At 66.6% G+C, this 26,999-nt stretch carries 27 protein-coding genes; 20 read left to right on the top strand and 7 right to left on the bottom strand.

Annotated elements, in window-relative coordinates:
- Window positions 1–7 precede the first annotated feature (7 nt).
- On the top strand, window positions 8–670 hold the full coding sequence (locus FHR95_RS13955) for a bifunctional 4-hydroxy-2-oxoglutarate aldolase/2-dehydro-3-deoxy-phosphogluconate aldolase (RefSeq protein ID WP_040184617.1): 663 nt from the start codon (window positions 8–10) through the stop codon (window positions 668–670).
- Window positions 671–856: 186 nt separating this feature from the next.
- Here the strand turns inward: FHR95_RS13955 and FHR95_RS13960 are convergent, their stop codons facing one another.
- From FHR95_RS13960 to FHR95_RS13980, 5 genes are all read right to left on the bottom strand, one after another.
- Window positions 857–1,840 carry a carbohydrate kinase family protein gene (locus tag FHR95_RS13960; RefSeq protein WP_183314870.1) on the bottom strand — a complete coding sequence of 328 codons (984 nt, stop codon included), beginning with the start codon at window positions 1,838–1,840 and terminating at the stop codon, window positions 857–859.
- The gene (locus FHR95_RS13965) at window positions 1,837–2,781 is read right to left on the bottom strand and encodes an aldose epimerase family protein (protein ID WP_183314871.1); all 945 of its coding nucleotides are present in this window, start codon (window positions 2,779–2,781) and stop codon (window positions 1,837–1,839) included. The genes FHR95_RS13960 and FHR95_RS13965 overlap by 4 nt, the downstream gene beginning before the upstream one ends.
- Before the next feature lie 40 nt (window positions 2,782–2,821).
- Window positions 2,822–3,790 (bottom strand): glucokinase, encoded by a 969-nt coding sequence (gene glk / locus FHR95_RS13970; RefSeq protein ID WP_183314872.1) that lies wholly within the window; start codon window positions 3,788–3,790, stop codon window positions 2,822–2,824.
- Window positions 3,791–5,677, bottom strand: coding sequence for a phosphogluconate dehydratase (gene edd / locus FHR95_RS13975; RefSeq protein ID WP_183314873.1), 1,887 nt, complete (start codon window positions 5,675–5,677; stop codon window positions 3,791–3,793).
- A 132-nt stretch (window positions 5,678–5,809) separates the two neighbouring features.
- Window positions 5,810–7,204: a coniferyl aldehyde dehydrogenase gene (locus tag FHR95_RS13980; protein ID WP_183314874.1), complete on the bottom strand. Its 1,395-nt coding sequence runs from the start codon at window positions 7,202–7,204 to the stop codon at window positions 5,810–5,812.
- 182 nt (window positions 7,205–7,386) lie between these two features.
- On the opposite strand from FHR95_RS13980, the gene FHR95_RS13985 reads away from it, so the two are divergent.
- The 19 genes from FHR95_RS13985 (at window position 7,387) to lpxL (ending at window position 25,361) form a co-directional block, all read left to right on the top strand.
- Entirely contained in the window at window positions 7,387–8,520 is a 1,134-nt protein-coding gene (locus tag FHR95_RS13985; RefSeq protein WP_183314875.1) for a GNAT family N-acetyltransferase, read from the top strand.
- A 227-nt stretch (window positions 8,521–8,747) separates the two neighbouring features.
- Complete coding sequence (locus FHR95_RS13990; protein WP_221199338.1) at window positions 8,748–10,127, top strand: sigma-54 interaction domain-containing protein; 1,380 nt, start codon at window positions 8,748–8,750, stop codon at window positions 10,125–10,127.
- A gap of 386 nt (window positions 10,128–10,513) precedes the next feature.
- Complete coding sequence (locus FHR95_RS13995; protein ID WP_183314876.1) at window positions 10,514–10,918, top strand: hypothetical protein; 405 nt, start codon at window positions 10,514–10,516, stop codon at window positions 10,916–10,918.
- An 11-nt stretch (window positions 10,919–10,929) separates the two neighbouring features.
- Window positions 10,930–11,643: a hypothetical protein gene (locus tag FHR95_RS14000; protein ID WP_183314877.1), complete on the top strand. Its 714-nt coding sequence runs from the start codon at window positions 10,930–10,932 to the stop codon at window positions 11,641–11,643.
- 52 nt (window positions 11,644–11,695) lie between these two features.
- Window positions 11,696–12,748, top strand: a complete 1,053-nt coding sequence (locus FHR95_RS14005; RefSeq protein ID WP_183314878.1) for a hypothetical protein — start codon at window positions 11,696–11,698, stop codon at window positions 12,746–12,748.
- Between the two features lie 107 nt (window positions 12,749–12,855).
- Window positions 12,856–13,560, top strand: a complete 705-nt coding sequence (locus FHR95_RS14010; RefSeq protein ID WP_183314879.1) for a C39 family peptidase — start codon at window positions 12,856–12,858, stop codon at window positions 13,558–13,560.
- A gap of 47 nt (window positions 13,561–13,607) precedes the next feature.
- Window positions 13,608–14,408, top strand: coding sequence for a hypothetical protein (locus FHR95_RS14015; RefSeq protein ID WP_183314880.1), 801 nt, complete (start codon window positions 13,608–13,610; stop codon window positions 14,406–14,408).
- A gap of 161 nt (window positions 14,409–14,569) precedes the next feature.
- Window positions 14,570–15,628, top strand: coding sequence for a transporter (locus FHR95_RS14020; protein WP_183314881.1), 1,059 nt, complete (start codon window positions 14,570–14,572; stop codon window positions 15,626–15,628).
- Between the two features lie 210 nt (window positions 15,629–15,838).
- On the top strand, window positions 15,839–16,189 hold the full coding sequence (gene ftsB, locus FHR95_RS14025; RefSeq protein ID WP_183314882.1) for a cell division protein FtsB: 351 nt from the start codon (window positions 15,839–15,841) through the stop codon (window positions 16,187–16,189).
- Window positions 16,186–16,941, top strand: coding sequence for a 2-C-methyl-D-erythritol 4-phosphate cytidylyltransferase (gene ispD / locus FHR95_RS14030; protein WP_183314883.1), 756 nt, complete (start codon window positions 16,186–16,188; stop codon window positions 16,939–16,941). The genes ftsB and ispD overlap by 4 nt, the downstream gene beginning before the upstream one ends.
- Before the next feature lie 21 nt (window positions 16,942–16,962).
- Window positions 16,963–17,457 (top strand): 2-C-methyl-D-erythritol 2,4-cyclodiphosphate synthase, encoded by a 495-nt coding sequence (gene ispF, locus FHR95_RS14035; protein WP_281380773.1) that lies wholly within the window; start codon window positions 16,963–16,965, stop codon window positions 17,455–17,457.
- The gene (gene truD / locus FHR95_RS14040; protein ID WP_343065222.1) at window positions 17,450–18,565 is read left to right on the top strand and encodes a tRNA pseudouridine(13) synthase TruD; all 1,116 of its coding nucleotides are present in this window, start codon (window positions 17,450–17,452) and stop codon (window positions 18,563–18,565) included. Before ispF ends, truD begins: the two co-directional genes overlap by 8 nt.
- Window positions 18,565–19,311 carry a 5'/3'-nucleotidase SurE gene (gene surE / locus FHR95_RS14045; protein WP_040184642.1) on the top strand — a complete coding sequence of 249 codons (747 nt, stop codon included), beginning with the start codon at window positions 18,565–18,567 and terminating at the stop codon, window positions 19,309–19,311. The genes truD and surE overlap by 1 nt, the downstream gene beginning before the upstream one ends.
- Window positions 19,298–19,978 (top strand): protein-L-isoaspartate(D-aspartate) O-methyltransferase, encoded by a 681-nt coding sequence (locus tag FHR95_RS14050; RefSeq protein WP_183314885.1) that lies wholly within the window; start codon window positions 19,298–19,300, stop codon window positions 19,976–19,978. Before surE ends, FHR95_RS14050 begins: the two co-directional genes overlap by 14 nt.
- A 27-nt stretch (window positions 19,979–20,005) precedes the next feature.
- The gene (locus FHR95_RS14055) at window positions 20,006–20,980 is read left to right on the top strand and encodes a DUF368 domain-containing protein (RefSeq protein WP_246378608.1); all 975 of its coding nucleotides are present in this window, start codon (window positions 20,006–20,008) and stop codon (window positions 20,978–20,980) included.
- Entirely contained in the window at window positions 20,973–22,169 is a 1,197-nt protein-coding gene (locus tag FHR95_RS14060) for a peptidoglycan DD-metalloendopeptidase family protein (protein ID WP_183314886.1), read from the top strand. Before FHR95_RS14055 ends, FHR95_RS14060 begins: the two co-directional genes overlap by 8 nt.
- Window positions 22,170–22,290: 121 nt before the next feature.
- A complete protein-coding gene (rpoS, locus tag FHR95_RS14065) occupies window positions 22,291–23,304 on the top strand; it encodes an RNA polymerase sigma factor RpoS (RefSeq protein WP_040184646.1) in 1,014 nt (337 codons plus the stop codon).
- 13 nt (window positions 23,305–23,317) lie between these two features.
- Window positions 23,318–24,421, top strand: coding sequence for an alanine racemase (gene alr, locus FHR95_RS14070; RefSeq protein WP_183314887.1), 1,104 nt, complete (start codon window positions 23,318–23,320; stop codon window positions 24,419–24,421).
- Window positions 24,422–24,443: 22 nt separating this feature from the next.
- Window positions 24,444–25,361 carry an LpxL/LpxP family Kdo(2)-lipid IV(A) lauroyl/palmitoleoyl acyltransferase gene (gene lpxL / locus FHR95_RS14075; protein WP_183314888.1) on the top strand — a complete coding sequence of 306 codons (918 nt, stop codon included), beginning with the start codon at window positions 24,444–24,446 and terminating at the stop codon, window positions 25,359–25,361.
- Between the two features lie 25 nt (window positions 25,362–25,386).
- Here the strand turns inward: lpxL and FHR95_RS14080 are convergent, their stop codons facing one another.
- Both FHR95_RS14080 and FHR95_RS14085 read right to left on the bottom strand, forming a co-directional pair.
- Window positions 25,387–26,715, bottom strand: coding sequence for a DUF2254 domain-containing protein (locus FHR95_RS14080; protein ID WP_183314889.1), 1,329 nt, complete (start codon window positions 26,713–26,715; stop codon window positions 25,387–25,389).
- A gap of 171 nt (window positions 26,716–26,886) precedes the next feature.
- Window positions 26,887–26,999, bottom strand: a 113-nt coding sequence (locus FHR95_RS14085) for an IS3 family transposase (protein ID WP_183314890.1), incomplete at its 5' end; no start/stop codon positions are given.

A 26,999-nucleotide genomic window follows, 5' to 3' on the forward strand; every position in this document is an offset into this window, starting at 1 on the left:
GACAAGCATGACCATCGACAAGCAGCTGCCCTCGACCCGCACCACCGAACTGGACAGCATCTGCCTCAAGGCCGAGGTGATCCCGGTGCTGGCCATCCAGCGCATCGAGGATGCCGTGCCCCTGGCTCGCGCCCTCTACGAGGGTGGCCTGACCGTGCTGGAGATCACCCTGCGCACCGACTGCGCCCTGGAGGCGATCAAGCGCATCAACGAAGCACTGCCGCATGCCAGCATCGGCGTGGGTACCGTGCTGACCCCGGCCCAGTATCGTCAGGCCGAGGAAGTGGGCGCCGACTTCGTGGTGACCCCCGGCACCACCGAAGCGCTCTATCGTTACGGCGTCTCCAGCCCGGTGCCAATGCTGCCCGGCGTGGCGACCGTCTCCGAGCTGATGACCGGCTGGCAGTACGGCTATCGCCGCTTCAAGTTCTTCCCCGCCGAGGCCAGCGGCGGCGTCAAGGCCCTCAAGGCCTTCGCCGGCCCGATCCCCGAGGCGCGCTTCTGTCCCACCGGCGGGATCGGCATCAACAACGCCGAGGACTACCTGGCGCTCAAGAACGTGATGTGCGTGGGGGGCTCCTGGCTCACGCCGACGTCGCTGATCGATGCCGAGGACTGGGACGCCATCCGTTCGCTGGCCCGTGAGGCGGCAGAGCGCTTTCACCACTGACCAGTCTGCCGGCTTCGCTAACCCTGTGATCTCCCGACAGTGGGTTGCTGTCCTTGCCCCGGCTAAGCCGGGGCTTTTTGATGCTTCGCACAGGGGTTCGCCCGGTGCGCTGGCGCTTAGCGGGCCAACGGCATGGAATATGTGCACCTGCAGGCCCGATGAGCCGGAGGCGCATCGGGCGTGGGATCAGCTGCGTAACCTGGCCAGGTCGTCGCGGTCCGGCAGGGCGGCGTAGGCGCCGGGGCGCGTTACGGCGTGGGCGCCGCAGCGACTGGCGATCTCCACGGCGCGGCGCAGGAAGGCCGTGTCCCGGTGCCAGTCGCCGTCGAGGCCCTTGTCGGCGGTGAATGCGGCGAGCTCGGCCAGCAGGCCGCCGATGAATGCGTCGCCGCCCGCCGTGGTGTCCACCGCCTCGACCCGGGGCGGCGTGACTCGCTCGTCCAGCCCGACCCCCTTCAGCATCACCTCGCCCGGACCGTCGGTGATCACCGCGACCTTGACCCCGGCGGCGAAGCGTTCGGCCAGCCAGCCCTCCCGGGGGTGGTCGGCACGCAGGTCATCGAGCTCGTCCGTCGAGAGCTTGAGCAGGTCGGCGGCGTCGAGCAGCCGGGTGACCAGGCTGATGTCGGCGGCCCCGCCTGCCCAGAGGTTGTGGCGCAGGTTGGCATCCACGCTCACCAGGCAGCCGGCGCGGCGGGCCATTTCGGCCATGGCCATAGTGGTCTCGGCGATCTCCGGCTCAGTCAGGCTGTTGCTGCAGAAGTGCACGATGGCGGGGTCGGCGAACACGCCCGCGGGCAGGTGCTCGAGGCGATAGAGAAGGTCCGCGGCCGGCGGCCGGTAGAAATCGAAGGTGCGCTCGCCGTCGGCATCGCGGGAAACGAAGGCGAGTGCCGTGCGTGCCTCGCGGGTACGCACCACGCCGGAGGTGTCCACACCATGGGCGGCCAACTCGGCGGCCAGGAAGTCCCCGAAATGGTCTTCGCCGAGCATGCCGAGGAAGCGGCTGGGCACGCCCAGTCGGGCGCAGGCCACGGCCACGTTGGCGGGGGCGCCGCCGGCATAGGGGGTGAAGGTCTCCGGCGCGTCCGCTGGTCCGTCCTGGACGTCGCCGAGGCGGCTGGAAAGCAGGTCGACGAGGGCCTCGCCGAAGCTGATCACGGGGGTCATGGAGTTGCGCTCTCCTCACGGCTCAGGGTGGTGCCCAGCAGGTGCTGGGCGCCGGGGACCAGCCACACCGGGTCGAGCCGGGTGTTGGCCGACTCGACGCACAGGAAGTGGCGGGCGGCCTCGATCGAGGTGTCCCCGGGGGGCGCTTCGCCGGGATGCCAGACCACGGCGGAATCGCTGCCCTGGCGGGCGATCCTCAGGCGGCGGGTGCCGTCATCGAGACACAGTTCGGCATTGCTGCGGTAGATGCGGTCCAGCGCGCCGCGCACGCCCAGCTCGCCCTGCTGGTCGCGCTCGGCGAAGTCGGCCAGCTTGTCCAGGTAGGTGGCGCCAGTCAGGCCTTCCACGCGGCAGGCGAAGGCATCGGCGACCGCCAGGTAGCTGTGCAGCGCGCCGGTGATCTTCACTGGTGTCTCCCCGACATGCTCGGTGATCAGCTCCACGTGTAGGCGTCGGGCATTGGCCTGAATCACCGCGCGCGGGACCAGCTGGCCGTGCAGGCGCTCCTCAGGGGAGAGGTGCAGCTCCACCCCCTCCTCGTGCTCATCCACGGCATCCAGCCGCCACGGGGCCTTGCGCGCCGGGCCATGCATCGGGCCGGAGCGATCCGTGGACTCGTCGGCGGTGTTCTCGTCTGCGAACCAGGGCCAGCACAGCGGGATGCCGCCACGGATGGCCCCCGGCAGGGCCTGAGGGGTGGGGGTGACCCACAGCCAGCCGTCGGACAGCATGTCGTTGGCTGCCGGGTCTCCGGCCGGGGCAGCGCCCGCGGCTGACGCGGCTTCGGGCGCCGGAAGATAGTGCAGGACTTGCGCCCCCTGCAGCGATACCGCCAGCTGCCCCCAGGCCTCATTGGCCAGCCATACCTCGCGGCCGGCCCACTCGGCACGGCGCTGGCCACGAGTCTCCTCGACCAGCCGGGCAAGCGATTCGGGAATCATTCGATCTCCTCTGTCGATGTACTCGACCTCTTGCGTCGATTTACTCGACCTCTTCATTGTGCAGGGCCTCGGCGGCGCCCAGCAGGCCCGTCCAGGGCGCGGTGACTACCTGCACCGGGATGGCCCCGGTGTAGGCGCTCATGCGGCCCTTGGCGGTGAAGGCCTCGAGAAAGCGGCTCTCGGGGAGCCACTCGAGCAGCCTCGGGAGGATGCCGCCGCACAGTGCGACACCGCCGCGGGCCCCCAGGGTCAGCGCGGCATCCCCGCAGACGTCGCCGAGGATCTTCAGGAACCGCAGCAGGGTATCACGCGCCACGGGGTCGCCGCCCGCCGCCGCCTGGGTGACCTCGGCAGGGCTGGCATGGCGTGGCGGAGCGCCCTTCAGCGAGCAGTGGGCCAGGTAGAGGTCGAGCAGCCCCTGGCCACAGAGGATGCGCTCCACCGAGACACGGCCGTAGCGGTTGCGGAAGTGCCGCAGCAGGTTCTGCTCGCGCTCGTCGGTGGGTGCGAAGGTCACGTGGCCGCCTTCGGTGGCCAGCGGGATCCAGGCGTGTCGGCCGGGAAACAGCCCGGCCACGCCCAGCCCGGTGCCCGGGCCGATCACCAGCCGGGCGGCGTGGGGGACCGCCTCGCCGCGCTGCACGTGCACCAGGTCGTCGTCGGCCACGTGGGGCACACCCAGCGCCTGGGCGGTGAAGTCGTTGATGACCTTGAAGAGGTCGAGCCCCAGTGTCTGCTGGACCGCCTCTCGGGAGAAGGTCCAGTGGTTGTTGGTCATGGTCACCCGGTCACCGCGGATCGGGCAGGCGAAGGCCAGGCAGGCCTCGCGGGGCGCGTGCTCGTCCACCGCCCCGACCCGGGCCAGGTAGTCGCGCACCGCCTCGACCAGGCCCGGGTAGTCGGCACAGGGCAGGCTCTGGATGTTGCGGGGCGCAAAGGTATCCGGCGTCACCAGGGCGAAGCGGGCGTTGGTGCCCCCGATGTCACCGATCAGGGCAGGGCGCGTCATTCAGGCGTCCTCGTCGTGGATCTGGCCCTCCTGGCGCGCCAGGTCGTCGGCCTCGAAGCCGCCGAACACCCCGGCGCCCTCCTCGCCGCGCATCGCCAGGTGACGGAAGCCGCCGAAAAGCTCGCGCCCCAGGCCCACGTGATAGTGGTCCAGCTCGCCGACGCGCAGCCCTCGCTCAGCCCATTCGTGGGCATCGACCTTGGCCTCGAGGCTGCCGCTGTCGGCATCCAGGCGCACGATGTCGCCGTCGCGCAGCTTGGCGAGCGGTCCACCGTCCAGCGCTTCTGGGCTGATATGAATCGCCGCCGGTACCTTGCCCGAGGCGCCGGACATGCGCCCGTCGGTGACCAGCGCCACCTGGTAGCCGCGGTCCTGAAGCACGCCGAGGTAGGGGGTGAGCTTGTGCAGTTCCGGCATGCCGTTGGCCTTGGGCCCCTGGAAGCGCACCACGGCGATCACGTCGCGGTCCAGGTCGCCGGCCTCGAAGGCGCCCTTGAGGTCGTTCTGGTCCTCGAAGATGCGGATCGGTGCCTCGACCACGCGATGCTCGGGCTTCACCGCCGAGACCTTGATCACCCCGCGGCCGAGGTTGCCGTCGACCACGGTGAGCCCGCCGGTCGGCGCGAAGGGATCCGTCACGCCGCGCAATACCTCGCTGTCGAGGCTGTGCGCCGGCCCCTCGCGCCAGACCAGCTTGCCCTCCTCCAGGAAGGGTTCCTGGGTATAGGCAGTCAGGTCGGTGCCGAACACCGTGGGGAGATCGCCGTGGATCAGGCCCGCCGCGAGCAGCTCGCGGAACAGGTAGCTCATCCCGCCGGCGGCCTGGAAGTGGTTGATGTCGGCCTGGCCGTTGGGATAGACCTGCATCAGGCTCGGGGTGACCGCGGAGAGGTCGGTGAAGTCCTCCCAGGTGATGGTCAACCCCGCCGCGGCGGCCATGGCCACCAGGTGCAGCGTATGGTTAGTCGAGCCTCCGGAGGCGAGCAGGCCGACGATGGCGTTGACGATGGCGCGCTCGTCGATCTGCTTGAAGAAGGGGCGGTAGTCGCCGCCGGGCTCGGTGTTGCGGACCGCCTGCTCGGTAGCGTAGCGGGTCAGCGCCTCGCGCATCTCGGTGCCGGGGTTGACGAAGGAGGTGCCCGGCAGGTGCAGGCCCATCATCTCCATCATCAGCTGATTGGAGTTGGCGGTGCCGTAGAAGGTGCAGGTGCCGGGGCTATGGTACGACTCGGATTCCGCTTCCAGCAGGTCCTCGCGGCTCGCCTTGCCCTCGGCGAACAGCTGGCGGATGCGCGCCTTCTCCTTGTTGGGCAGGCCGCTGGGCATCGGGCCCGCCGGCACGAACATCGCCGGCAGGTGGCCGAAGCGGGCCGCGGCGATGAACAGCCCCGGGACGATCTTGTCGCACACGCCGAGGTAGAGCGCGGCGTCGAACATGTTATGGGAGAGGCCCACGGCGGTGGCCATGGCGATGACGTCGCGTGAGAACAGCGACAGCTCCATACCCGGTTGGCCCTGGGTGACGCCGTCGCACATGGCCGGCACGCCGCCGGCAAACTGGGCGGTAGAGCCCATGGCGCGGGCGGCGGCCTTGATGGTCTCGGGGAAGGTTTCCAGCGGCTGGTGGGCCGAGAGCATGTCGTTGTAGGCCGAAATGATGCCGAGGTTGGCCGAATTCATCAGCTTCAGCGAATTCTTGTCGGTCTCGCCGCAGGCCGCGAAGCCGTGGGCCAGGTTGCCGCAGGAGAGCTCGCCGCGGTGCACTCCGCGCTTGTGCTGGTCAGCCATGCGACTCTCGTAGAGGGCGCGACGCTCGGCAGAGCGCTCCCGAATGCGGCGGGTGACGTCTTCAACGGTGGGGTTGAGGGCGGGGGTCATGCTGGCCATGGCTCACCTCGAAATCGAGTGTCGGTTGTCTTGTAAACTTACCAATAAAATGTCCGGTTATCCGGCCATGCTACCCGTTATTCGGCAATTTTTGTAGTTTTATTACCGCCAATATGTTGCCGAAAGACCGGCTCAGAGACCCAGCAGGCGCAGCCACCAGCGACGCCAGGGCGGGTCGAGCAGCCCCGCGGCGTTATGACGTGCCTGCAGGAAGACGCTGCGCTGGTGAGTGAAGCGCAGGAAACCGGCCTCGCCGTGATAGGCCCCCATGCCGCTCTCGCCGATGCCGCCGAAGGGCAGGGCAGGCACCGTGTAGTGCCAGAGGGTGTCATTGAAGACCACACCCCCGGAGCGGGTCTGCTCCAGCAGTCGCCAGCGGCGGCCCGGGTCATCGGTAAAGGCGTAGAGCGCCAGCGGGCTCGGGCCGTCGGCGACCTTGGCCAGGGCAGCATCGAAGTCGCGCACGCCGATCACCGGCAGCCAGGGGCCGAAGACCTCCTCCTGCATGATCGCCAGGTTGGCGGTGGGGTCGATCACCAGCGTAGGCGGCAGCTTGGCACCGTGGCCGAGTTCCAGGCGCTCGCCGAGCTCGATCACCCGGCAGCCATGGTCGCGCGCCTCGTCGAGCAGTCGCTCGAGGCGGCTGCGGGTGGCGTCGCCGGGCACCGCCGAGTAGTCATCGCTGGCCGTGCCGTGGGGATAGAAGTCCTTTACCACCCCGCGGATCGCCTCGATGAAGGCCGGCAGGCGTGCCGCATCGATCAGCACGTGGTCCGGCGCGATGCAGGTCCGGCCGGCATTGAGCCACTTGCCGAAGGCGATGCGCCGGGCGGCATGCGTCAGGTCGGCATCATCGGCGACGATGGCCGGGGCCTTGCCGCCGAGCTCCAGGGTGACGGGCGTGAGGTTGGCGGCCGCGGCCTGGGCCACCTTGCGGCCCACCCGGGGGCTGCCGGTGAACAGCAGGTGGTCGAAGGACAGGGCGGCGAAGGCTCTGCCGATGTCGGCATCCCCGGTGACCACCTGCAGTTCCTCGGGCGCGAAATAGCGTTCGACCAGTTCAGCCAGCAGGGCGCTGGTGGTGGGGGTCTGTTCGCTGGGTTTGATCATCACCCGGTTGCCGGCGGCCAGCGCATCCAGCGCCGGCATCAACGCCAGGCTCCAGGGGTAGTTGGCCGGGGCGATGATGCCCACGACCCCCAGCGGCTGGCGGTAGAGGCGCGCGCGGCCCGGCTTCAGCCGCCAGGGCACGGCGGCACGGCGGGGCGTCATCCAGCGCTTGAGGTGGCGGCGGGTGTGGCGGATGGCCAGCAGCAGCGGCACGACCTCCGCCAGACGTGTCTCGGCCTCGGCGCGGTGGCCGACGTCCTGGTGGATCGCCTGGGCGATCTCCTCGCGGTGATGGCGAGTCATGCGCGCCAGGCGGGCAAGGCGGTCGCGACGGATCGCCGCCGAGGGGAGAGGCTCGGCAGCGAAGGCCTGGCGCTGCCGGTCAAGGCGCGCCTGCAGGGCGCGGGCATCGGTCATGCACGTCTCCGTGTGTCGATGAGGATGGAAGGGGACTCGGGCACTGGGCACAATGTAGGCCTTCTGCCAACGGCTTGTCAGCTATCGGAGCCGTCGCATAGGTGGCAGGGTTCGGGGCTGAGCCGTCGGCAGGCTGCCCCGGCGCCTCTCGCCTTGAATACCGGCATTTCCCAGGAGTCGCCATGACCTCGCTCGTGCTGCACGAACTGCCCGCCATCGAGGCGGTACCCGCCGCGGCCTGGAATGCCCTGGTCGGCGACGATCATCCCTTTCTGCGCCATGAGTTCCTGCATGCCCTGGAAGCCAGCGGCGCGGTGAGTCCCGCTACCGGCTGGGTACCGCGCCACCTGACCCTGTGGCAGGACGCGGCGCTGGTCGGCATCCTGCCGCATTACCACAAGCACCACTCTTTCGGCGAATACGTCTTCGACTGGGGCTGGGCCGATGCCTGGGAGCGCGCGGGAGGTCGCTACTATCCCAAAGGGCTCTCGGCGATCCCCTTCACCCCGGCACCCGGGCCGCGGCTGGCCCTGGCCCCACATATCGATCCGCTGGCGGCGCGCCGAGTGCTGGCCGAGGCCTGGGAGGCCAGTGCGCTGTCGAGCTGGCACCTGCTGTTCGCCGAACCGGCCGAGGTCGATGCCTGGCAGGCGGCCTGTCCGTTGCTGCTGGCCCGCCACGGCGTGCAGTTTCAGTGGCACGACGCCGGCTTTGGCGACTTCGAGGGTTTTCTGGCCGCCCTGACCGCGAAGCGGCGCAAGGCAATTCGCCGCGAGCGGCGCCTGGTGGCCGAGCAGAGGCTGACCCTGCATCGCCTGGAGGGCGAGGCCATCGACGCCGCGGCGATGGCGCACTTCTTCCGCTGCTACGAGATCACCTACCTCGAGCGCGGCCGCCATGGCTACCTTGGCCTCGACTTCTTCGAGCGCCTGCGCCGAACCCTGCCCGAGTCACTGCTGCTGATCCAGGCCCGTCGCGACGGCGTTCCGGTGGCCGCCGCGCTCTGTCTGCAGGGGGCACGCACCCTCTATGGGCGTTACTGGGGCAGCGAGGTACTGGCCGACTGCCTGCACTTCGAGGCCTGCTACTACCAAGGCATCGAGCACTGCCTGGCGCGCGGCCTGACGCTCTTCGATCCCGGGACCCAGGGCGAACACAAGCTCGCGCGGGGGTTCGCGCCACGCCGGCTCACCTCGCTGCACCATATCGCCGACCCGCGGCTTCGCGATGCCGTGGCGCGCTTCTGTGCCGAGGAGCGTACCCACGTCGAAGCCTACTGTCGGGCAGCCGAGGCGGCGCTGCCCTACCGGAGTTGACCGAGTGACGACTGCTACACTCTCCCTGAGGAATGTAATCAGTATGTATCTCATACTTCAGCACCAAATCGGTGACTTCGTTCGCTCGATACATTCAAGTCAACGATCAGCGAGTGGCAGTGATCGTCCTGAAAGGTCTCGTTCCCGGCTCCAGGTTACCGTTGTCGGGGAACTGGTCGTCTGCAGGTTGAATTTATCTCGCTGCCGCAGGGATGAGGTGAGTCGCCATGGAAATGAAGCAACGTTGCTGGCTGGTGGCGGAGGATCCGGCAGCAGCAGAGCAGTTGGAAGCCAAGATCGACTCGATCGGCTGGAAAGTAAGGCGACTATCTCCGCCTCTTTTCAGCTCTCGCCTGGAGGAGGACAGAGAGTGCGGGGTCGGACTGGTTCTGCTCGATGGCATGGCGGATGCCCGGCTAGCTCAGCTGGAGGCAATGCTGCTCGAGAGCCACTGCCCCTGGATGGTGGTCGCGGCAGACGATGCGGTCGAGGACGCCAGCAGGCGACAACTGGTCGCCACGCTGTGTCATGCCGTGGTGGCACCGACCATCGACCTCGCCGAACTTGACTGCTTGATGCGACATGCGTTGCCCCTATCACTGCTTCGGAGTGGAGACAGCAGGCCCTGTCACAGGGAGGCTGCCCTATCAGCTGACATGGCAGAATATGAAATGGTGGGGACCAGCCCCGTGATGCGGTCCCTTTTCCAGGTCATCCGCAAGGTGGCAGCGGTGGAGGCACCGATCCTGATAGGCGGTGAATCCGGGACAGGCAAGGAACTGACCGCCCAGGCGATTCATGAGCGTTCACCGCGGGCGTCATCGTCGTTTCATGCCATCAATTGCGGGGCCTTGCCGGACCACCTGATCCAATCTGAGCTCTTCGGGCACGAGAAGGGGGCCTTCACCGGAGCGGTCCATCGCAAGATCGGCCGGATCGAGGCAGCCGACGGTGGCACCCTCTTCCTTGACGAGATCGGTGATCTGCCGCTGGAACTTCAGGTCAACCTGCTGCGCTTTCTCGAGACACAGAGCATCCAGCGCGTGGGCGGCCTGGAAGAGATCAGAGTCGATGTGCGCATCATCGCCGCCACCCATGTGGACCTCGAGGCTGCCATCGAGGAGGGGCGATTCCGCGAGGACCTCTACCATCGGTTGAATGTGCTGCATGTCAGGGTGCCGGCACTCCGTGAACACCCTGACGATATCGAGGTGATGGCGCGTTACTTCTTCGACCGCTTTTCAGGAGAGAAGAGCGCCCGACTCAAGGGGTTTTCCCGCGAGGCGCTGGTGGTCATGCGCCAGTATGCCTGGCCCGGGAATATCCGTGAGCTGATCAACCGCATCCGGCGTGCCATGGTCATGTGCGAGAAACGCCTTATCCAGCCCAGGGATCTGGGCATCGAGCGTCGCAAGATCGTGCGCCATTCGATGACGCTCGATCAGGCCAGGGAGAGGGCAGAGCGAGAGGCATTGGTTGCCGCGCTGGAACGCAACGAGAGTAGGGTCCGTCCGGCGGCCCGGGAGTTGGGAGTCTCGCATGTCACCATCTATCGGCTGATGGAGAAGCACGATATTTCCCATCCGGGAGTAGAAGCCGAGGGCTGATCGGCTGATCGTATTATCTTTCCACCCTCCTGTACTGAGGATCTGCATGTTGCCTGATGGGCCTTCCATCAGGCTTTTTTATGGCTGGTGCCAGGATCCAGTTCTGTGGGAAGAAGGAGGCGGTTCATGCATGAAACGGCCTTCTCGAATTAAGCTAATTGTCTGATTTTGCAACATTCCTGACCTGAGATCCGTCTCCTGAGCGGGGAGGGAGGGAGGAGGGTTACACCTGCTTAACGGGGCCTGCCGAGGAGCTCTTCGCATTTAATCCAATAAAAACAGTGACTTAAATTTTGGCATGGCGTTTGCTCCCATCAGGGTAAGAACCGCATACGAGATGTTGAGCAGGTGTCGGCATGAAGGTTAAGACTCAGATACAGCGACCCATGAGCAATCAGTGGATCACGGCAGCGATGCGCGAGTCTGCCAGCTACGGCCTTTGGCTAGCCGTGATGGTCGGTCTTCTCGGCGCCATGGTGGCCGTAGATACACGGCAGGATGCCCAGGCAGCAGAGGCGACGCTTGTCGAGGCCTCTTCCCCCGCGCTGAAGCCTGTAGAGGCATCCGATGCTGTGCGAATGGAGCCTCTCGATGACCCTTCGCTCCAGGCCGTTCGTGGTCGCCATGTCGATGCCGGGCACCTTGAAGGCAAGAGGAGCAATTCGGTCATCCTCTGGGACGAGCGCGGGAAGGATACCCCGGCGGCTGGCAGCAAGAGTACCGTCAAGTCTCGCGCCACGGGAATCGGCAACCATCAGGAAGCCACCGTTACCACCCGCGGGGGGAGATAGTCATGGGCCTCATGAAACTGCTGGACAAAGACGTGAGAAAGGGCTCAGCACCGATGGCGATGCGGTACGGCAAGAAGGCCGGCAAGTTGGGCAGCCACACTCGAACATCAGGCGTGAGGGTCGCCACCAAACTGATGGCAGTTGCCTCTCTGTTGGCTGCCGGCATGCCACTGGCCATGGCACAGCAAGAGTTGACGACGCGCAACAACAGCGCCCTCGACAGCAGCGCCCTCAGCAGGGTCACGGGCATCAGCACCACCAACCTGGCCGCTGGCGAGGGCAACTTGCAAAGCAACAGTGGTGCCATCTCCATCGGTGATGTCGCCACCACGGCCAACGCCCTACAGCAACGGTCACGCATCGAAGACTCACTCGTCGACCGGCAGGACAGCGTCAGTATTGAGGGCCGCGCCTATCGACATTCCGAAGGGTGGATGTCGATCAATCAGGCAGCGGGCCTGGGGAATGTGCAGAGCAACGCCTTCGAGGTGGCTCTGGGCATATCGGCCAGCAACCTGAGTGACAGCAGTCTTCAGCAGGTAATGGCCGATCAGCAGGGGCTGAATGGGACCGAAGGTGATGATTCGGGAAAGTCTTCACGGAGGATCGAGGTCGACGAGACCACCTTCGAGGGCACCCGAGGTGTCATCCAGGTTAACCAGTCAGCCGGCACGGGAAACGCTACTCGCAACAGCTTCCGCATGAACATGTCGCTGGGAGAGTAGCGCAATCGCAACGCAGGAATCCGAACGATTCGGTTCATCCAGGAGGAAAGCCATGAAGACGTTCCACAAGACTCCGCTTGCCATTGCCGTCGCCACACTCATGGTAGCGCCCTATGCGCTGGCTCAGGGAGACGGCAACAAGTTCGATACCAACAGCACCATCGATTCAGAACTCGATAACTCGATCGATGTCGATATCGACCATGCAACCAACAGCGACAGCGACTTCTATACCAGCGTGTTCACGTTGAGCGTCGCGGATAACTATGCCGGTGCCACGGTCGACAGCAAGCAGCTGATCGATGGTAACTCTGTTACCAATGATGGCTCGGAGAACGACGCAACGATGGGCGGTGACTCCTTGTCCGGCTCCTCGGGCAACATCGGTGCCAACGTGGCCGCCGGCGACAGCAACAGCCAGGCCAACGATGCGGCACTGGCCTCGTCGGACGCCGCGGAGGTATTCGGCCAGGCCGAAGCCTATTCCGCCCAGTCGGCCTCCGGCAATAGGGTCAGCAATATCGGCAGCTCCAATTCGGCCCAGCTGGGTGGCAACTCGCTGCAGGGCGCTTCCGGCAATATTGCGGCCAACGTTGCCGCCGGTGTCGGGAACGCCCAGCAGAACTCGCTGGCAGTGACGGAAAACAGCGTCTCCGGCGATGCCAATGCCACCTCGGCTGGCGTCCAGTCAACCTATGGCAATGCCACCACCAACAGCCCAGTGAGCCGTGAGACGGGTGGCACCGCCGAGGTTGATTATGACGTGACGCTGGATGCCAGTGGCCTGGTCATGCAGCAGCAGGAGCCCGTTGTGGTGCCGCGTCACGATGCTGATGCGCATTCTGAAGGCGAGACAACCGAAGGGCACAACGATCTTGCCGGCCTGGCCTTCCAAGGCGTCGAAGGGTCTAAGCTCGAGATGACCGTCAGCGGTGAGGTCCCCACAACGGGGCCGACCTATACCGACCATCGCAACGACGCCTCCCTGGACGGCAGCGCCCTCAGTGGGGCCAGCGGTAACGTCGGTGCCAACGTGGCGGCAGGGACCAACAACCTGCAGCGCAACTCTCTCTCCATCGCCTCGTCAAGTGCCGGCGACAGCTGATCCTGCTCGCCAGCGCTTGGCAGCACGGCGATGCTGCAACCCAATCCCGGCCTGCTTCGGCAGGCCGGGTGTTCTACCCCAGACGAGAGTGAGTCGAGGAGTCGCTCATGCCAACCCGCCATCGATTCGCGCTAGGGGCCGTACTCCTGGGGCTCTTGCTCCCCTTTCTCGATGCTCAGGCAGCCAGTATGCGTCTGGGCAATGTCATGTCCGGCACGATGATCCATAAGGATGTCCAGTCCATCCGTGAACGTCGCTTCGAGAATATCGTCGAGCAGAAGACGGACTTCTCCTGTGGCGCGGCCTCGTTGGCCACCATTTTCCGGTATGCCTACCAGAAGCCCTCCGTCACGGAGGAGAGTGTCCTGGCTGGCATGCTCGAGGTCGCGGACCCCGAGCTGGTTCGTCAGCAAGGGTTTTCGCTGCTGGACCTGAAGCACTACGTGGAGGAACTGGGCTATCGCGGCCGGGGGTACGAGGTGGCACCGCAAACCCTGGATGAGGTGTCGATCCCGGTCATCGTGCTGCTGGACCTGGAGGGCTACAAGCACTTCGTGGTGATGAAGAAGGCTAGCGGTGATCGTGTCTACGTGGGGGATCCGGCCCTTGGCAATCGCGTCATGGATCGCGAAGCGTTCATGGACGCCTGGAACAACATCATTTTTGCCGTCGTCGGCGAGGGATTCGATCCGGGCACGGTACTGCTGGATCCACGGCAGCCGTTGACGGCACATCGCATGCAGGATGTCTTCGCCCCGGTACCGAAGCAGAAGCTGCTGGATTTCGGTTTTCGTCATGCCGACCTCTTCTGACCCCAGCGGGCCTGCAGGGGCTATCAGCCGAACAGGGGGTGACGATCATGTTCAAGAAAGCGTGGCAACGTAATTGCAAGAAGGCAGGCCTCACGGCCTTGCTGGCGGTTTCCACGACGGGATTGGCGGCACCGGCCGAGGCCGCCACCTCGGACTTTGATGCCTTTACATCGAGCCGCGAGCTGAGTGATGCCGAGCTCGGACAGCAACGAGGACGGTTCGTCGACAAGGGCAGCCTGATGTTCTTCGGGGTGCAGGTAACCAGCGAGTGGCGGACGTCCCACGGCGAGCACCTGGTGGCCCAGGGGGACTTGAGGGGGGATCTCAGCGGCGCAACACCCCGCGTGAGTTTTCAGCCGCGGATCACCGCAGTAGCGGCGGATTCCCTGGCCTCGGATGGCCTTGCGGGCAATGGTGCCACCGTCGTGGATGCCGGTACCGGCAACGCCGGCGGCGTGGTGCAGACCATCCAGGCGGCCGGGGATTTCAACGCCGCCGCCAACGACCTGCAGATCGATGTGCTCGACGCCGCCGATGCCTCAGCTCCCCAGGGAGGGGGCGCTGCGAGCGGAAGCGCCGTCGAGCAACGGCTGGCATCCGGCACGCGAGTCTCGGTCAGCAATGGACCCCAGGGCATGGGGGTTTCACTGGATGTCCCGGGCATGGGTCGCGTCAAGCAAGCCGTCGTTCCGAGTCAGGGGCTCCGTCAGTCGATCCAGTTGAGCAGTGACTTCCAGCAGGTGCGCAACCTTACGCGACTACAGCTCTATATGGGGGAGCGCGGTGCGAAGGCCGATGCGCCAGGCGTGCGCCGTGCCGTCCGCTCGGCGCGTCCCCTGGCTCCTTGAGGAACCCTGAATCCGTGGATGGCTGGTCTACACACCGTCCGGGGTGAACGATAGGGTAGGAGAGTGCAGGCCACTGGTCGTGCCGGAAGAGGGGCGCGGCCAGTGTCGCTTGGCAGGAAGCTTCGGACCAATGATTTGATGAGCACACAGCGAGGTCATTCATGCGGGATACGGCATCACTCTTTTACGTTTCCATCGTGGCAGCATCGCTTGGAGCGGCATCGACGGCTCACGCCCAGATGGCCGATGACGAGGAAGAGGTGGTTCGCGAAGCCAGGCCCAGCAAGAGTGTCGAGAACGTCCTTCGCGAGGAGCATACCCTCTTCTCCGATCGGCTGACTATCGAGCCGGGCATCAACTACTCCTATTCCGATCGCTCTCAACTGGCCCTGCGGGGCTTTCTGGCTCTTGACGCCATCTTTCTGGGGGAGATCAGTGTCGATGCGGTCGAAAGCCACATCACGACTTTCGACCTGAATACCCGTTACGGCTTGACCGACCGGCTGGAACTCGGGGTGAACCTCCCCTTCGTTTACCGAACCAGTACGTACCAATCCATAGGTGATGATTTCTCTACCGAGAAGAACAGTGAGACATCCGTGGATGAAGCGGACCTCGGTGATATCAGCCTGTCACTCTCTTATCGGCTATTCCAGGAAACGGAGACCCGTCCCGATCTCGTCTGGAATCTTGGCGTGCGTGCGCCAACAGGCACCGATCCTTACGGGCTTGATGTGCGTCAGGACTCCAATACCAACCTGAATGTGCCCACGGAGCTGCCAACCGGTAATGGCGTATGGGGTGTCAACACCGGGGTATCGCTCCTCAAGACGCTGGACCCGGCCATCGTCTTTGCCAATCTCGGCTATACGTATAACTTCGAGGAGAGTTTTGATGATATCTCTGCGAGCGAAGGCAACCAGCCCGGGGATGTGAAGCTGGGGGATACCATTCGCGCTGGCTTCGGGACGGCCTTTGCGCTCAACGAGAACTTCAGCCTCTCGCTTTCCTACTCTCACGAATATATCCAGCAATCTGAAACAACCCAAGGCGGTGCTACCAGCAAAGTGGTCGGCAGCGACGCCAATGTCGGGGTGCTCAACCTGGGCGGGACCTACGCACTGGATGACAGCACCTCCATCGTCACCAGCCTGGGCGTGGGCCTCACCGACGATGCCTCGGACGTCAGCCTGACCTTCCGCATGCCCTTCCAGATGTAGACGCCTCGGGAATCGATTACCCTGGGCTCAGGCAAGCCACCAACCTTGGTGGCTTGCTTGTTTTTCCCCGCCCCCGGTAGGGGAAAAGCCGGCAGCAGGGTTCCGCTGCGTATCGATAGTCCCTGCCATGCTTCTGCCTGGCGCCTCGCCGCCCTGCGTCACAAGATGGCATAATGCCCGCCATCGACACCCTCGTGACGGACTCCCTGCATGCTCAAGTGGCTGGCCATCGTGCTCATCATCCTGCTCGCGCTGCTGCAGTACCGGCTGTGGCTCGGCGAGGGCGGCATGCGCGAGCTTGCCGAGGTACGCCAGCGGGTGGCCGTGCTGGAGGAGGAGAACCAGCCGCTGCGCGACCGCAATGCGCGCCTGGCCGCCGAGGTGGTGGATCTCAAGACCGGCCTCGATGCCATCGAGGAGCGGGCCCGCAGCGACATCGGCATGGTGCGCACCGACGAGCAGTTCTTCTGGGTGCCCGGCGTGGCGGTGGAGACCACCGGCCTCGAGGTCAATGCCGGCCTGCTGGGCATGCCGGCCCCCGGCGCGGAGACGAGGCAGTGAGCGGCCGCCTGTGGCTTGTGGTGCCCGCCGCGGGGCAGGGGCGACGCATGGGCGCCGACCGCCCCAAGCAGTACCTGCCGCTGGCCGGCCGGCCGGTGCTGGCGTGCACCCTGGCGCGCCTCCACGAGGCCTTCCCCGAGGCCCGGCTCTGCCTCTGTCTGGACGCCGAGGATGGCCACTTCGACCCGGCCTGGGTGCCCTTCGCCGACTGGCGTCGCGCCCCCGGCGGGGCCGAGCGGGTCGACTCGGTGGTCAACGCCCTGGAGGCCATCGCCCCGGAGGCCGAAGAGGACGACCTGGTGCTGGTCCATGATGTCGCCCGGCCCTGCGTCACCGTCGACGACCTGAGGCGCCTGCTGGCGGCCATTGCCGACGACCCCGTGGGCGGGCTGCTGGCGGCCCCGGTGGCCGATACCATGAAGCGCGACGATGGCGCCGGGCGGGTGCGGGCCACCGAGTCCCGCGAGGGGCTCTGGCATGCCTATACCCCCCAGGGCTTCCGCCATGGCCTGCTGTGTCGCGCCCTGAATGATGCGCTGGCGCGGGGTGTGGCCGTCACCGACGAGGCCTCGGCGGTGGAGGCGGTAGGCCTCTCGCCGCGGCTGGTCGGCGGGCGTCGCGACAACCTTAAGATCACCCATCCCGAGGACCTGGCCCTGGCCGAACTGGTGCTGTCGGCCCAGGCGCTGGCCGCCCAGACGTCCTCGGTGACTCACCCCGAGGCGTCCCCGCATGGGACGAACGGAGCATGAAGGGAGTATGAAACGCGCATGATGCGAATCGGCCACGGCTTCGATGTTCACCGCTTCGGCGAGGGCGACCACCTGATGGTCGGCGGCGTCGCCATCCCCTTCGATCGCGGCTTCATCGCCCACTCCGACGGCGACGTGCTGCTGCATGCGGTCTGTGACGCCCTGCTGGGGGCGTGTGCCCTCGGCGACATCGGCGGCCACTTCCCCGATACCGACCCGGCCTGGGCCGGCGCCGACAGCCGTGGCTTGCTGCGCCACGTCGCCGGGCTGGTGGGCGAGGCCGGCTACCGGGTCGGCAACCTGGACGCCACGCTGATCGCCCAGGCGCCGAAGATGGCGCCCCATATTGGCGTCATGGCCGGATATATCGCCGAGGACCTGGGCGTCGCCCGGGGCGCGGTCAACGTCAAGGCCACCACCACCGAGCGGCTCGGGTTCACCGGCCGCGGCGAAGGCATCGCCGCCGAGGCAGTGGCGCTGCTGGTGCGCCGCGACGGGGATTCGGCTTGTGAGTGAGATCGGATCATCCGGCGTCCAGGATGCCATCGACTGGCCGCCGGCCTGGCCGCGGGGGCTCGAGGAAGCATTCGGCGCACCGCCACCCGGCGACTATCGCGCCGTCCCCGAGGACTTCCGGGTCGAGGAAGCCCTCGACTTCGCCCCGGAAGGGGAGGGCGAGCACCTCTGGCTGTTCATCGAGAAGCGCGACCTGACCACCGCGATGGTCGCCCGCGAGCTGGCCCGGCTCTGCGAGGTCTCGTCGCGAGTGGTCGGCTATTCGGGCATGAAGGACCGTGTCGCCGTGACCCGCCAATGGCTCTCCGTGCAGCTGCCCGGCCGCGAGGCCCCCGAGGGCCTCGCGGCGCGACTCGCCGAGCGGGGGGTACGCGTGCTCGACCAGGCCCGCCATCCGCGCAAGCTTAAGCGTGGCGTGCACCGGGCCAACCGCTTCCGCCTGCGGATCACCGGGGCCGCCGTTGCCGACCCGGCGCTCGAGGCGCGCTGGCAGCGTCTGTGCGACGCGGGTGTGGCCAACTATGTCGGCCCCCAGCGTTTCGGCGCGGACGGGCGCAACCTGCAGCGCGCCCGGGCCGTGCTGGCCCGCGGCTGGCGCAAGCGCGATGACCGCGAGGGCATGCTGCTCTCCGCGGCCCGCAGCTACCTGTTCAACGAGCTGCTGGCCGCCCGGGTGCGCGACCATAGCTGGACCACACCGCTGCCCGGCGAGGTGGTCATGCTCGACGGCAGCGCCAGCCAGTTCGACGTTGCGCCCGACGATGCCGCCGAGCTCGCCGGGCTCATCGAGCGGGCCCACCGCCTCGATCTGCACCCCGCCGGGGTGCTGTGGGGCATCGGCGAGTCGCGCGCCACCGGCGAGGCCCGGGCCTACGAGGCCGCCCTGGCCGCGCGCTACCCGGGCCTGTGCGGCGGGCTGGAGCGCGCCGGTGTCCGCCTGGCCCGCCGGGCACTGCGGCTGCGCCTGGGCGAGCCGCGGCTGACGCGAGGCGACGGCGAGCTCTGGCTGGCCTTCAGCCTGCCGCGGGGGGCCTTCGCCACCGCCGTGCTGCGGGAACTGATCTCTCATCCCTCACTAGGGGCCCCGTCCCCCGACAGGAGCCTATGATGCGTCGACTGCTGCTCTCCAATGACGACGGGGTGCACGCCCCGGGGCTGCGCGCCCTCCACGATGCCCTGCTGCCCCATGCGCGGCTGCGCGTTGTCGCACCGGATCGCGACAAGAGCGGGGCCAGCAACTCGCTCACGCTGAGCCGGCCGCTGGCGCTCTCCTCGCTCGACAATGGCTTCTACAGCGTTGACGGTACGCCGGCGGACTGTGTCTACCTGGGGGTCAACGGCGTCTGGGACGAACGTCCCGACCTGGTGATATCGGGCATCAATCATGGCGGCAACCTCGGTGACGACGTGCTCTACTCCGGCACCGTGGCCGCGGCCATGGAGGGGCGCAACCTGGGCATGGCGGCCATCGCCATGTCGCTGGTGGGCTCGCACCATTTCGAGACCGCCGGACGGGTGGCGGCGAGCCTGGTCGGGGCAGCCGACCAGCTTTCGCTGCCGCCGCGCAGCCTGCTCAACGTCAATGTGCCGGACCTGCCGTGGAGCGAGATTCAGGGCTTTCGGGTGACCCGGCTGGGCTATCGCGGCCCGGCGGCCCGTCCCCTGGAAGTCCGCGACCCGCGCGGCCGGCTGCGCTACTGGATCGCTGCGGTGGGCGAGAATGCCGACGACGGTCCGGACACCGACTTCGCCGCCGTGGAAGCGGGCTTTGTTTCCATCACGCCGCTGCAGACCGACCTGACACGGCATGCAGCGCGCGACGACGTGCAGGGCTGGCTGGATGCACTCACCTGAACGTCTGGCAGAGCTGCTGCGCGGTGTTGGCATGACATCACAGCGCACCCGCGATCGCATGGTCGGCCGTCTGGCCGATCAGGGCATCCGCGATCAACGCGTGCTGGAGGTGATGGCCCGCGAGCCGCGTCATCTGTTCCTCGACGAAGCCCTGGCGCATCGCGCCTACGAGGACACCTCGTTGCCCATCGGCCATGGCCAGACCCTCTCCCAGCCATGGATGGTGGCGCGGATGACCGAGTTGGTGATCCAGGAAGCGCCGTCGCGTGTGCTGGAGGTGGGGACCGGTTCCGGCTACCAGACTCTCGTGCTGTCGCGCCTGGTAAAGGAACTCTGGTCGGTGGAACGGATCAATGCCCTGCATCGTCGCGCCGGCGGTCGCTTGCGCCTGCTCGAGGTCCACAATGCCCGGCTACGCCTGGCCGACGGCGGGCACGGCTGGCCGGAAGACGCGCCCTTCGAGGTGATCCTGCTGACGGCCTGTGCCAGTGAGCTGCCCGCCCCGCTGCTCGCCCAACTCGGCGAGGGAGGGGTGTTGATCACGCCGCTGGCCGGCCCGGATGGCCGGCAATGGCTGACTCGGGTGCGGCGCAGTGGCGACGACGTCGAGACACAGCGGCTGGAGGCGGTGCGGTTCGTGCCGTTGCTGGAAGGCGTCATTCGTTGAGAGACGTCATTTTTTGAAAGGAGTCCGCTGTTGAAGCGTCATCTCGGTATCTTTCTCAGGGGGGCGGGCATGGGGGCCGCCGATGCGGTACCCGGCGTATCGGGCGGAACCATCGCCTTCGTCACCGGCATCTACGAGGAGTTGATCCACAGCATCAAGCAGTTCGGCCCCAGCGCCTATGTCGCCTGGCGTCGCGGTGGTCTGCCGCTACTGGTGGCGCATCTCAACCTGACCTTCGTGCTGCCGCTGCTGGCCGGCATCGCCATCAGCCTGATCAGCGTGGCCCATCTGGTCGTCTGGCTGCTGGATGATTTCCCCCTGATGCTCGACGGGTTCTTTTTCGGCCTGGTGGCCGCCTCGGCGGTGGTCGTCAGCCGTCACCCGGCGGACTGGCAATGGTGGCATCTGCTGCCGCTCGTCGGCGGTTTGCTGCTCGCCCATGGCCTGCCGTCGCTGATGCCGCTGGTCAGCCAGCTAGGCAGTCCCGATCTGGTGCTGGTGGTCGGCGGGGCGATCGCCATCAGTGCCCTGCTGCTGCCCGGTGTCTCAGGGAGTTTCCTGCTGCTGACCATGGGTCTCTACGGCACGGTAATGCAGGGCATCCGCGGTTTCGACCTGGGGCTGATCGGGCTGTTCGGGGTAGGCTGCCTGATTGGCTTGTTCGGCTTCTCGCGGCTGCTTTCCTGGCTGCTGCGCCACTACCATACGGCGACCCTGCAACTGCTGGTCGGCTTCATCATCGGCTCGCTGCCGGTACTCTGGCCGTGGCGGGAACTGGTACGCTATCAACTGGGTACAGAGGGCCAGATGATTCCCCTCGACTACCGTTACTTGACCCCGGCCGACTTCGCGGAACTGACCGGTGAGCCTGCCCGGCTGCCGGCAGTGGTGGCCCTGATGCTGGTCGGGGCGGCCCTGGTACTGCTGATCGGCCGGGCCAATCGGGCAGCGACACCCGGTTCCCGACAAGGTGCTGACAAGGAGGAAGGCTCCGATGCATAAGGTATTTCTGATTTCTGGCCTGGCCCTGGCGCTGGCCGGCTGCGCCGCCCAGCAGGGCGAGAGCGGGCCGGTTCAGGTCCGCGACCTGTCGGCCAGTCGGGCGGACACCACGCCCGCCGAATACACCGTTCAAGCCGGCGATACGCTCTACGGCATCGCCTGGCGCCATGACATGGACTATCGCGACCTGGCCCGCCTCAATCGCATCGGTCCGCCCTACCGCATCGAGCCCGGCCAGCGGCTGCAGTTGGGTGGCGAGGGGAGTGCCACCATGGCCTCCGCTCGAGATGGCGGCGAGAGTGGATCCGGCCAGAGCGCGTCCGGTGAGCGCGGCGTCGTGGCCACCGGTCTTGGTGGCGGGACGTCGGCGAGCGACGAGGAGCTCGACTGGTTGCTGCCCGACGAGAGCGCCATCGAGCGCAACCGGCGCCTCTCGACCGAGCGCCAGGAGGACGATGACTCGCCCCAGGCGCCCAGCCAGGCGGCCATGGAGAGTGCCGATGACGTCTCGGGCAGCGATCAGGGGCCGGGGCCGATCTACAGCTACGACAGCCCGGGAGCGGACGGCAGCCTGAGCGAGCGCGACCTGGCCGAACGCCGGGAACGGGCATCACGCGCGGAGGAGGAGGGGTCGCAGGCCGCCGACGCGGCGACACGCAGCGGTCCCCCAGCGGACAGCGCGGCAGCCGAGGACGAGGCCGCCCAGGTCGAACGGGCATCGACGCAAGAGGACGCCGCTGGCGCCGATGCCGGTACCTCGGTGGCCGGTCAGCCGGCCTCCGAACAGCGCGGCGAGCGTCGCTATACCCCGGTGGACGAAGTGGCCTGGCAGTGGCCGGTCGAGGGTGACGTGATCGGCCAGTTCGGCGAGGGCGGGAGCATCACCGCCGGCATTGATATCGCCGGACAAAAGGGGCAACCTGTCAAGGCAGCTGGCCCAGGCATCGTGGTCTATGCGGGTAGCGGCGTCAGGGGCTATGGCAACCTGATCCTGCTCAAGCACAACAACCAGTTCCTGAGTGCCTATGCCCACAACGAGACCCTGAACGTCAAGGAAAATGATGTGGTCGAGGCCGGTGAGGTCATCGCCACCATGGGCGACAGCGATGCCGAGGACGTCAGGCTGCACTTCGAGGTGCGCAAGGATGGCCAGCCCCAAAATCCCCTCGAGTTTCTGCCGGCCCGCTGACCCTAAGGGTCAGCCAGTCGCCGAGGCAGGAGAAATGGGGTAACCATACAATAATAACGTCGCGCGTCGGTCGTCCGGCCTGGACTCACGACGCCTGGTCGCAACCATGGGGTAGCAATTGATGAGCATGCTTGAACGGGATCTTCAGGATGTGAATCTGGCATCCGCCGACGAGGCGGACGAGGATGCCGCCGAGACCGAGAACGAGCTGGAACGGGAGGATATCGAGGAAGAGGAGACGGTCGTCGGCGATGAGGAAGCCTTCGAGAAAGCGCTGAATCGCGAGGACCGCCATCAACGTCACAGCCTCGATGCCACCCAGATCTACCTCAACGAGATTGGTTTTTCGCCGCTGCTGACGCCGGAAGAAGAGGTCCACTATGGCCGACTGGCGCGGCAGGGAGACCCGGCCGGCCGGGCAAGAATGATCGAGTCCAACCTGCGTCTGGTGGTGAAGATCGCCCGGCGCTACCTCAACCGTGGCCTGACACTTCTCGACCTGATCGAGGAGGGTAACCTGGGCCTGATCCGCGCGGTGGAGAAGTTCGACCCCGAGCGCGGTTTCCGTTTCTCCACCTATGCCACCTGGTGGATCCGCCAGACCATCGAGCGGGCGCTGATGAACCAGACCCGCACCATCCGGCTGCCGATCCACGTGGTCAAGGAACTCAACATCTACCTGCGGGCCGCTCGTGAGCTGACCCAGAAGCTGGACCACGAGGCCACCGCCGAGGAGGTCGCCGACTACCTCGACAAGCCGGTGGAGACCGTCAAGAAGATGATGGGCCTCAACGAGCGGGTCTCCTCCGTCGACTATCCGATGGGCAGCGAGAGCGACAAGCCGCTGATCGAGACCCTGGCCGACGACAATGACCAGGGCCCGGAGTCCACCCTGGTCGACGGCGACGTGCGCCAGCATGTCGATGAGTGGCTGGCCGAGCTCACCGAGAAGCAGATGGAAGTGGTGGTGCGTCGCTTCGGCCTGCGTGGCCACGAGGCCGCGACCCTAGAGCAGGTCGGCGAGGAGATCGGCCTGACGCGCGAGCGTGTCCGCCAAATCCAGGTGGAAGCGCTCAAGAAGCTGCGTCGCATGCTCGACAAGCAGGGCCTCTCGCTGGATGCCATCTTCGAGTAAGGAACCCGCCGGCATGACTCGGCCGCTGATCGCCGATATCGACCTAGACGCCCTGCGTCACAATTACCGCCTGGCCCGTGACCAGGCCCCCCACAGCCGCGCCGTTGCCGTGATCAAGGCCGATGCCTACGGCCATGGCGCGGTGGCCTGCGCCCGGGCGCTCGAGAGGCTGGCGCCGGCGTTTGCCGTGGCCTGCCTCGAGGAAGCCGAGGTCCTGCGCGAGGGCGGCATCACGGCGCCCATCGTGCTGCTCGAGGGCATCTTCGAGGCCGCCGAGCTGGAGCGGGTCGAGGCGCTGAAGCTATGGATGGCGGTACACGCCGACTGGCAGTTGGAGGCGCTGCTCGCCTATCGTCCCGCGCGGCCCATTCCGGTGTGGGTCAAGGTGGATTCGGGCATGCACCGGTTGGGCTTCCCGCCGGAACAGGCCGAGGCGGTCTGGTCGCGCCTCGTCGCGGCCCCCGACCGCGCCTGCGACTTGCACCTGATGAGCCACTTCGCGACCGCCGATGCCCTGGAGTCGGGCTACTTTCGCCGTCAGCTCGAGCTGCTTGATGACCTGGCAAGTCGGCTCGAGGCCCCCACCTGCCTCGCCAACTCGCCCGCCACCCTGGCCTGGCCCGAGGCGCATGGCGCCTGGAACCGCCCGGGAGTGATGCTCTACGGCAGCGACCCGCTGGAGGCCTCCAACGAGGCCAGCCGTCGGCTGGCGCCGGTCATGACCCTGCGCTCCGAGATCATCGCCGTACGCGAGCTCGCGGCAGGCGAGCCGGTGGGCTATGCTGGGCGCTGGCGGACGCCACGCCCCTCGCGGATTGGCGTGGTCGCCTGTGGCTATGGTGATGGCTATGATCGGCACGCGGTCGACGGTACCCCGGTGATGGTCAATGGTCAGCGCGCCAGCCTTGCCGGCAAGGTTTCCATGGACATGCTCACGGTGGATATCACCGAGATCCCCGAGGCCGAGATTGGCAGTGAAGTCGTGCTCTGGGGGCGCGCCGCGAACGGCCAGATTCTCCCGGTGGACGAGGTGGCCCGCCATTGCGGCACCATCAGCTACACCCTGCTCACCGGGGTGCTGCCAAGGGTGCCCAGGCGCTACCATGGGGCACACTGATCGCCGCAGCACGGGAAGCCGCATGACCCGGGACGAGTCCCCTCAGCCCAATTTCGCCCATCCACGCTACTGGCCGGTATGGCTAGCCATCGGTGCCATGTATGTCGCCGCCTGGCTGCCCTGGCGTCTCAAGCTCTGGATCGGAAAGCTGATCGGCCTGGCCGCCTGGCGCTTCGCGAAGCGCCGGCGCCACATCACCGAGACCAATATCCGTCTGTGCTTTCCCGAGTTGGACGAGGCGCAGCAGGCCAGGCTGGTGCGCGAGACCTTTATCGCCAACGGTATCGGCATTATGGAGACCGCCACCGGCTGGTGTCGCGATCCAGAGCATCTGCGCCACCGCGTCACCTTCAAGGGCCAGCAGCACATGGCCAGGGTGCAGGCCGAGGGCAGGGGGGCGCTGATCATCGGGGTGCACTTCTCGACCCTGGACCTGGGGGCCGCCCTGCATGCGCTCTACTTCCGCGCCGACGCCGTGCAGCGTCCCCACGACAACCCGGTCTTCGACCGCTTCATGGCCCGCGCTCGGGCCCCCTACTTTGATGAGGTCCTCGACCGTCACGATCTGCGCGGCGTGGTGCGTCGTATCAAGGCCGGTTATGCGGTCTGGTACTCCCCGGACCAGGACTTCGGCCGCGACGTCAGCGTCTTCGCCCCCTTCTTCGGTATCGACGCCGCCTCCATCAAGCTCACTGCCAAGATCGCCCGCATGACCGGGGCTCCCGTCATGCCGCTGATCTTCCACCGCAATCCGGACAACCGCACCTACACCCTGGAGTATCTGCCGCCGCTGGAAGACTTCCCCAGTGGCGACGAACTGGCCGATGCGACACGGGTGAATGCCGTCATCGAACAGGCGATTCGCAAGCATCCGGAGCAGTACCTCTGGCTGCATCGCCGCTTCAAGACCCGCCCCCAAGGCGAACCCAAGCTCTACTGACGCCGGCTGGCCGCGATCAGGCCGGCTAACGGTCAGGGAGCGCTGCCGGGAGCGAGAGCCGATGGAGGCCGTCGTCCAGGCGCGCCGAGACGAAACGTCTGTCCAGCGGATGGCCCGCCGCGTGGGACAGCGTCTCCACCACTCGGTCGGCATGGGCCTGGAGGATGTCGAGATCCTGTTGCTCGGCGAACAGAGAGAGGGTCTTCAGGGCCTTGAGCACCCCGAGGCCGATGCTCAGATCATCCCTGCCGTAGCGCAGGATGGGCTGGAAGAGCCGGTAGAGCAGGCTCTCGAAGTCCTCTACCTGCCAGGTGACCCGGCAGGTTCCGTCCTGGTCGAAGAGCGCGTCGCAGGGCCGCCACTCAAGGCGTCGGCGCAACAGGTCGGTCAGGCGATGCAGGCAGAGGCGGGCGGTCCCGGGGTCGTTGATGCCCGGTGAGAGGGCCTTCAGCGCGACCTCCATCAGCTGGGTCATGCCGAACACGTGGTGCTCGGTGATCGATTCTCCCTCCACGTAGGTCAGGGTGGCCCGGACCTCGTCGCACCAGCTCGCCTCGGGAAGCGCCGCGGCCTCCAGCGAGAGGATCGGCAGCCCCTCTACCACGTAGTCGCCGAAGCGGAAATGAAGGTGCACGACGCCGTCGACCCGGCGCGCCAGGTCGGCCAGGGCGGTGAGGTCGGCATTCTGCAGGTAGCCGGCGCGGTGGGCATGCACGGTATGCTGGCGATGGCCGGATGACGGGGCAACCGCCAGGATGCGCCACTCCTTGCTCTGCTGGCGAGACTGCAGCCTCTCCATGGAGGCGAGCGTGGACTGGTGCAGATCGGCGGCCACGGCATCGATCTGGATCGATTGCGAGGCGTTGTGGATGAAATAGACGAACAGCGCCAGGCAGTGGACCACCATGGCGCAGGCCAGGTAAATCGCCAGCGAGCGCCAGGTCGCCTGGCCCTCGGCGACGTCCGGGACCATCAGCAGCATCAGGGTGAAGAGGATGGTGCCCAGGTAATGGCCCAGCACCCACTGATGGGGGCGCTCCGAGATCAGGCCGAACACCAGCTTGTGGGAAAACTGCCCGCCGGCCTGCGAGAGCACCGACATCACCATGGAGAAGCTGAAGACCATCAGCGAGATCATGCCACCCAGCAACGCGGCGAGCAGGGCACGCGTCTCCTCGGGCGCCTCCAGGCCCAACATCGTGAGCAGGGGCGGCAGCCGGTCGTCGGAGATCGGCAACAGCAGCGCGACAAGGCTCAGCAGGGCGTAGGCCAACGCCAGCAGCGAGGGCAGGTAGGCGATGCTCTGCCGGAACGCCTTGAGCAGGTGGATGGGCCAGAACAGCAGGAAACTCATGGGGGGCTCCTCGCGGCAGGAGTCCCCCTTATGGCGCGTCTCGCCGTCGGGGGCAACCCCGTGCTGTAACCGGAAGCTGGAAGAGCGGCGCTTCGCGCCTGGAAGTGGGAAGCCAGAAGAGGACCCCACGAACCTTTCGGTGAACTGACCCCCAATAGTTGGACGGTTCATTCAGCCGGCGATCAAGGCCTGAGTCCTGTACTGTACGGGGCTCAGACCTTTTAGTTTCAGCCTGATGCGTTCGTGATTGTAGTAATGGATGTACTGGTCGAGCTCTTGCTGCA

The sequence above is a fragment of the Halomonas fontilapidosi genome, assembly GCF_014192285.1.
GTDB classification, from domain to species: Bacteria; Pseudomonadota; Gammaproteobacteria; order Pseudomonadales; family Halomonadaceae; genus Halomonas; species Halomonas fontilapidosi.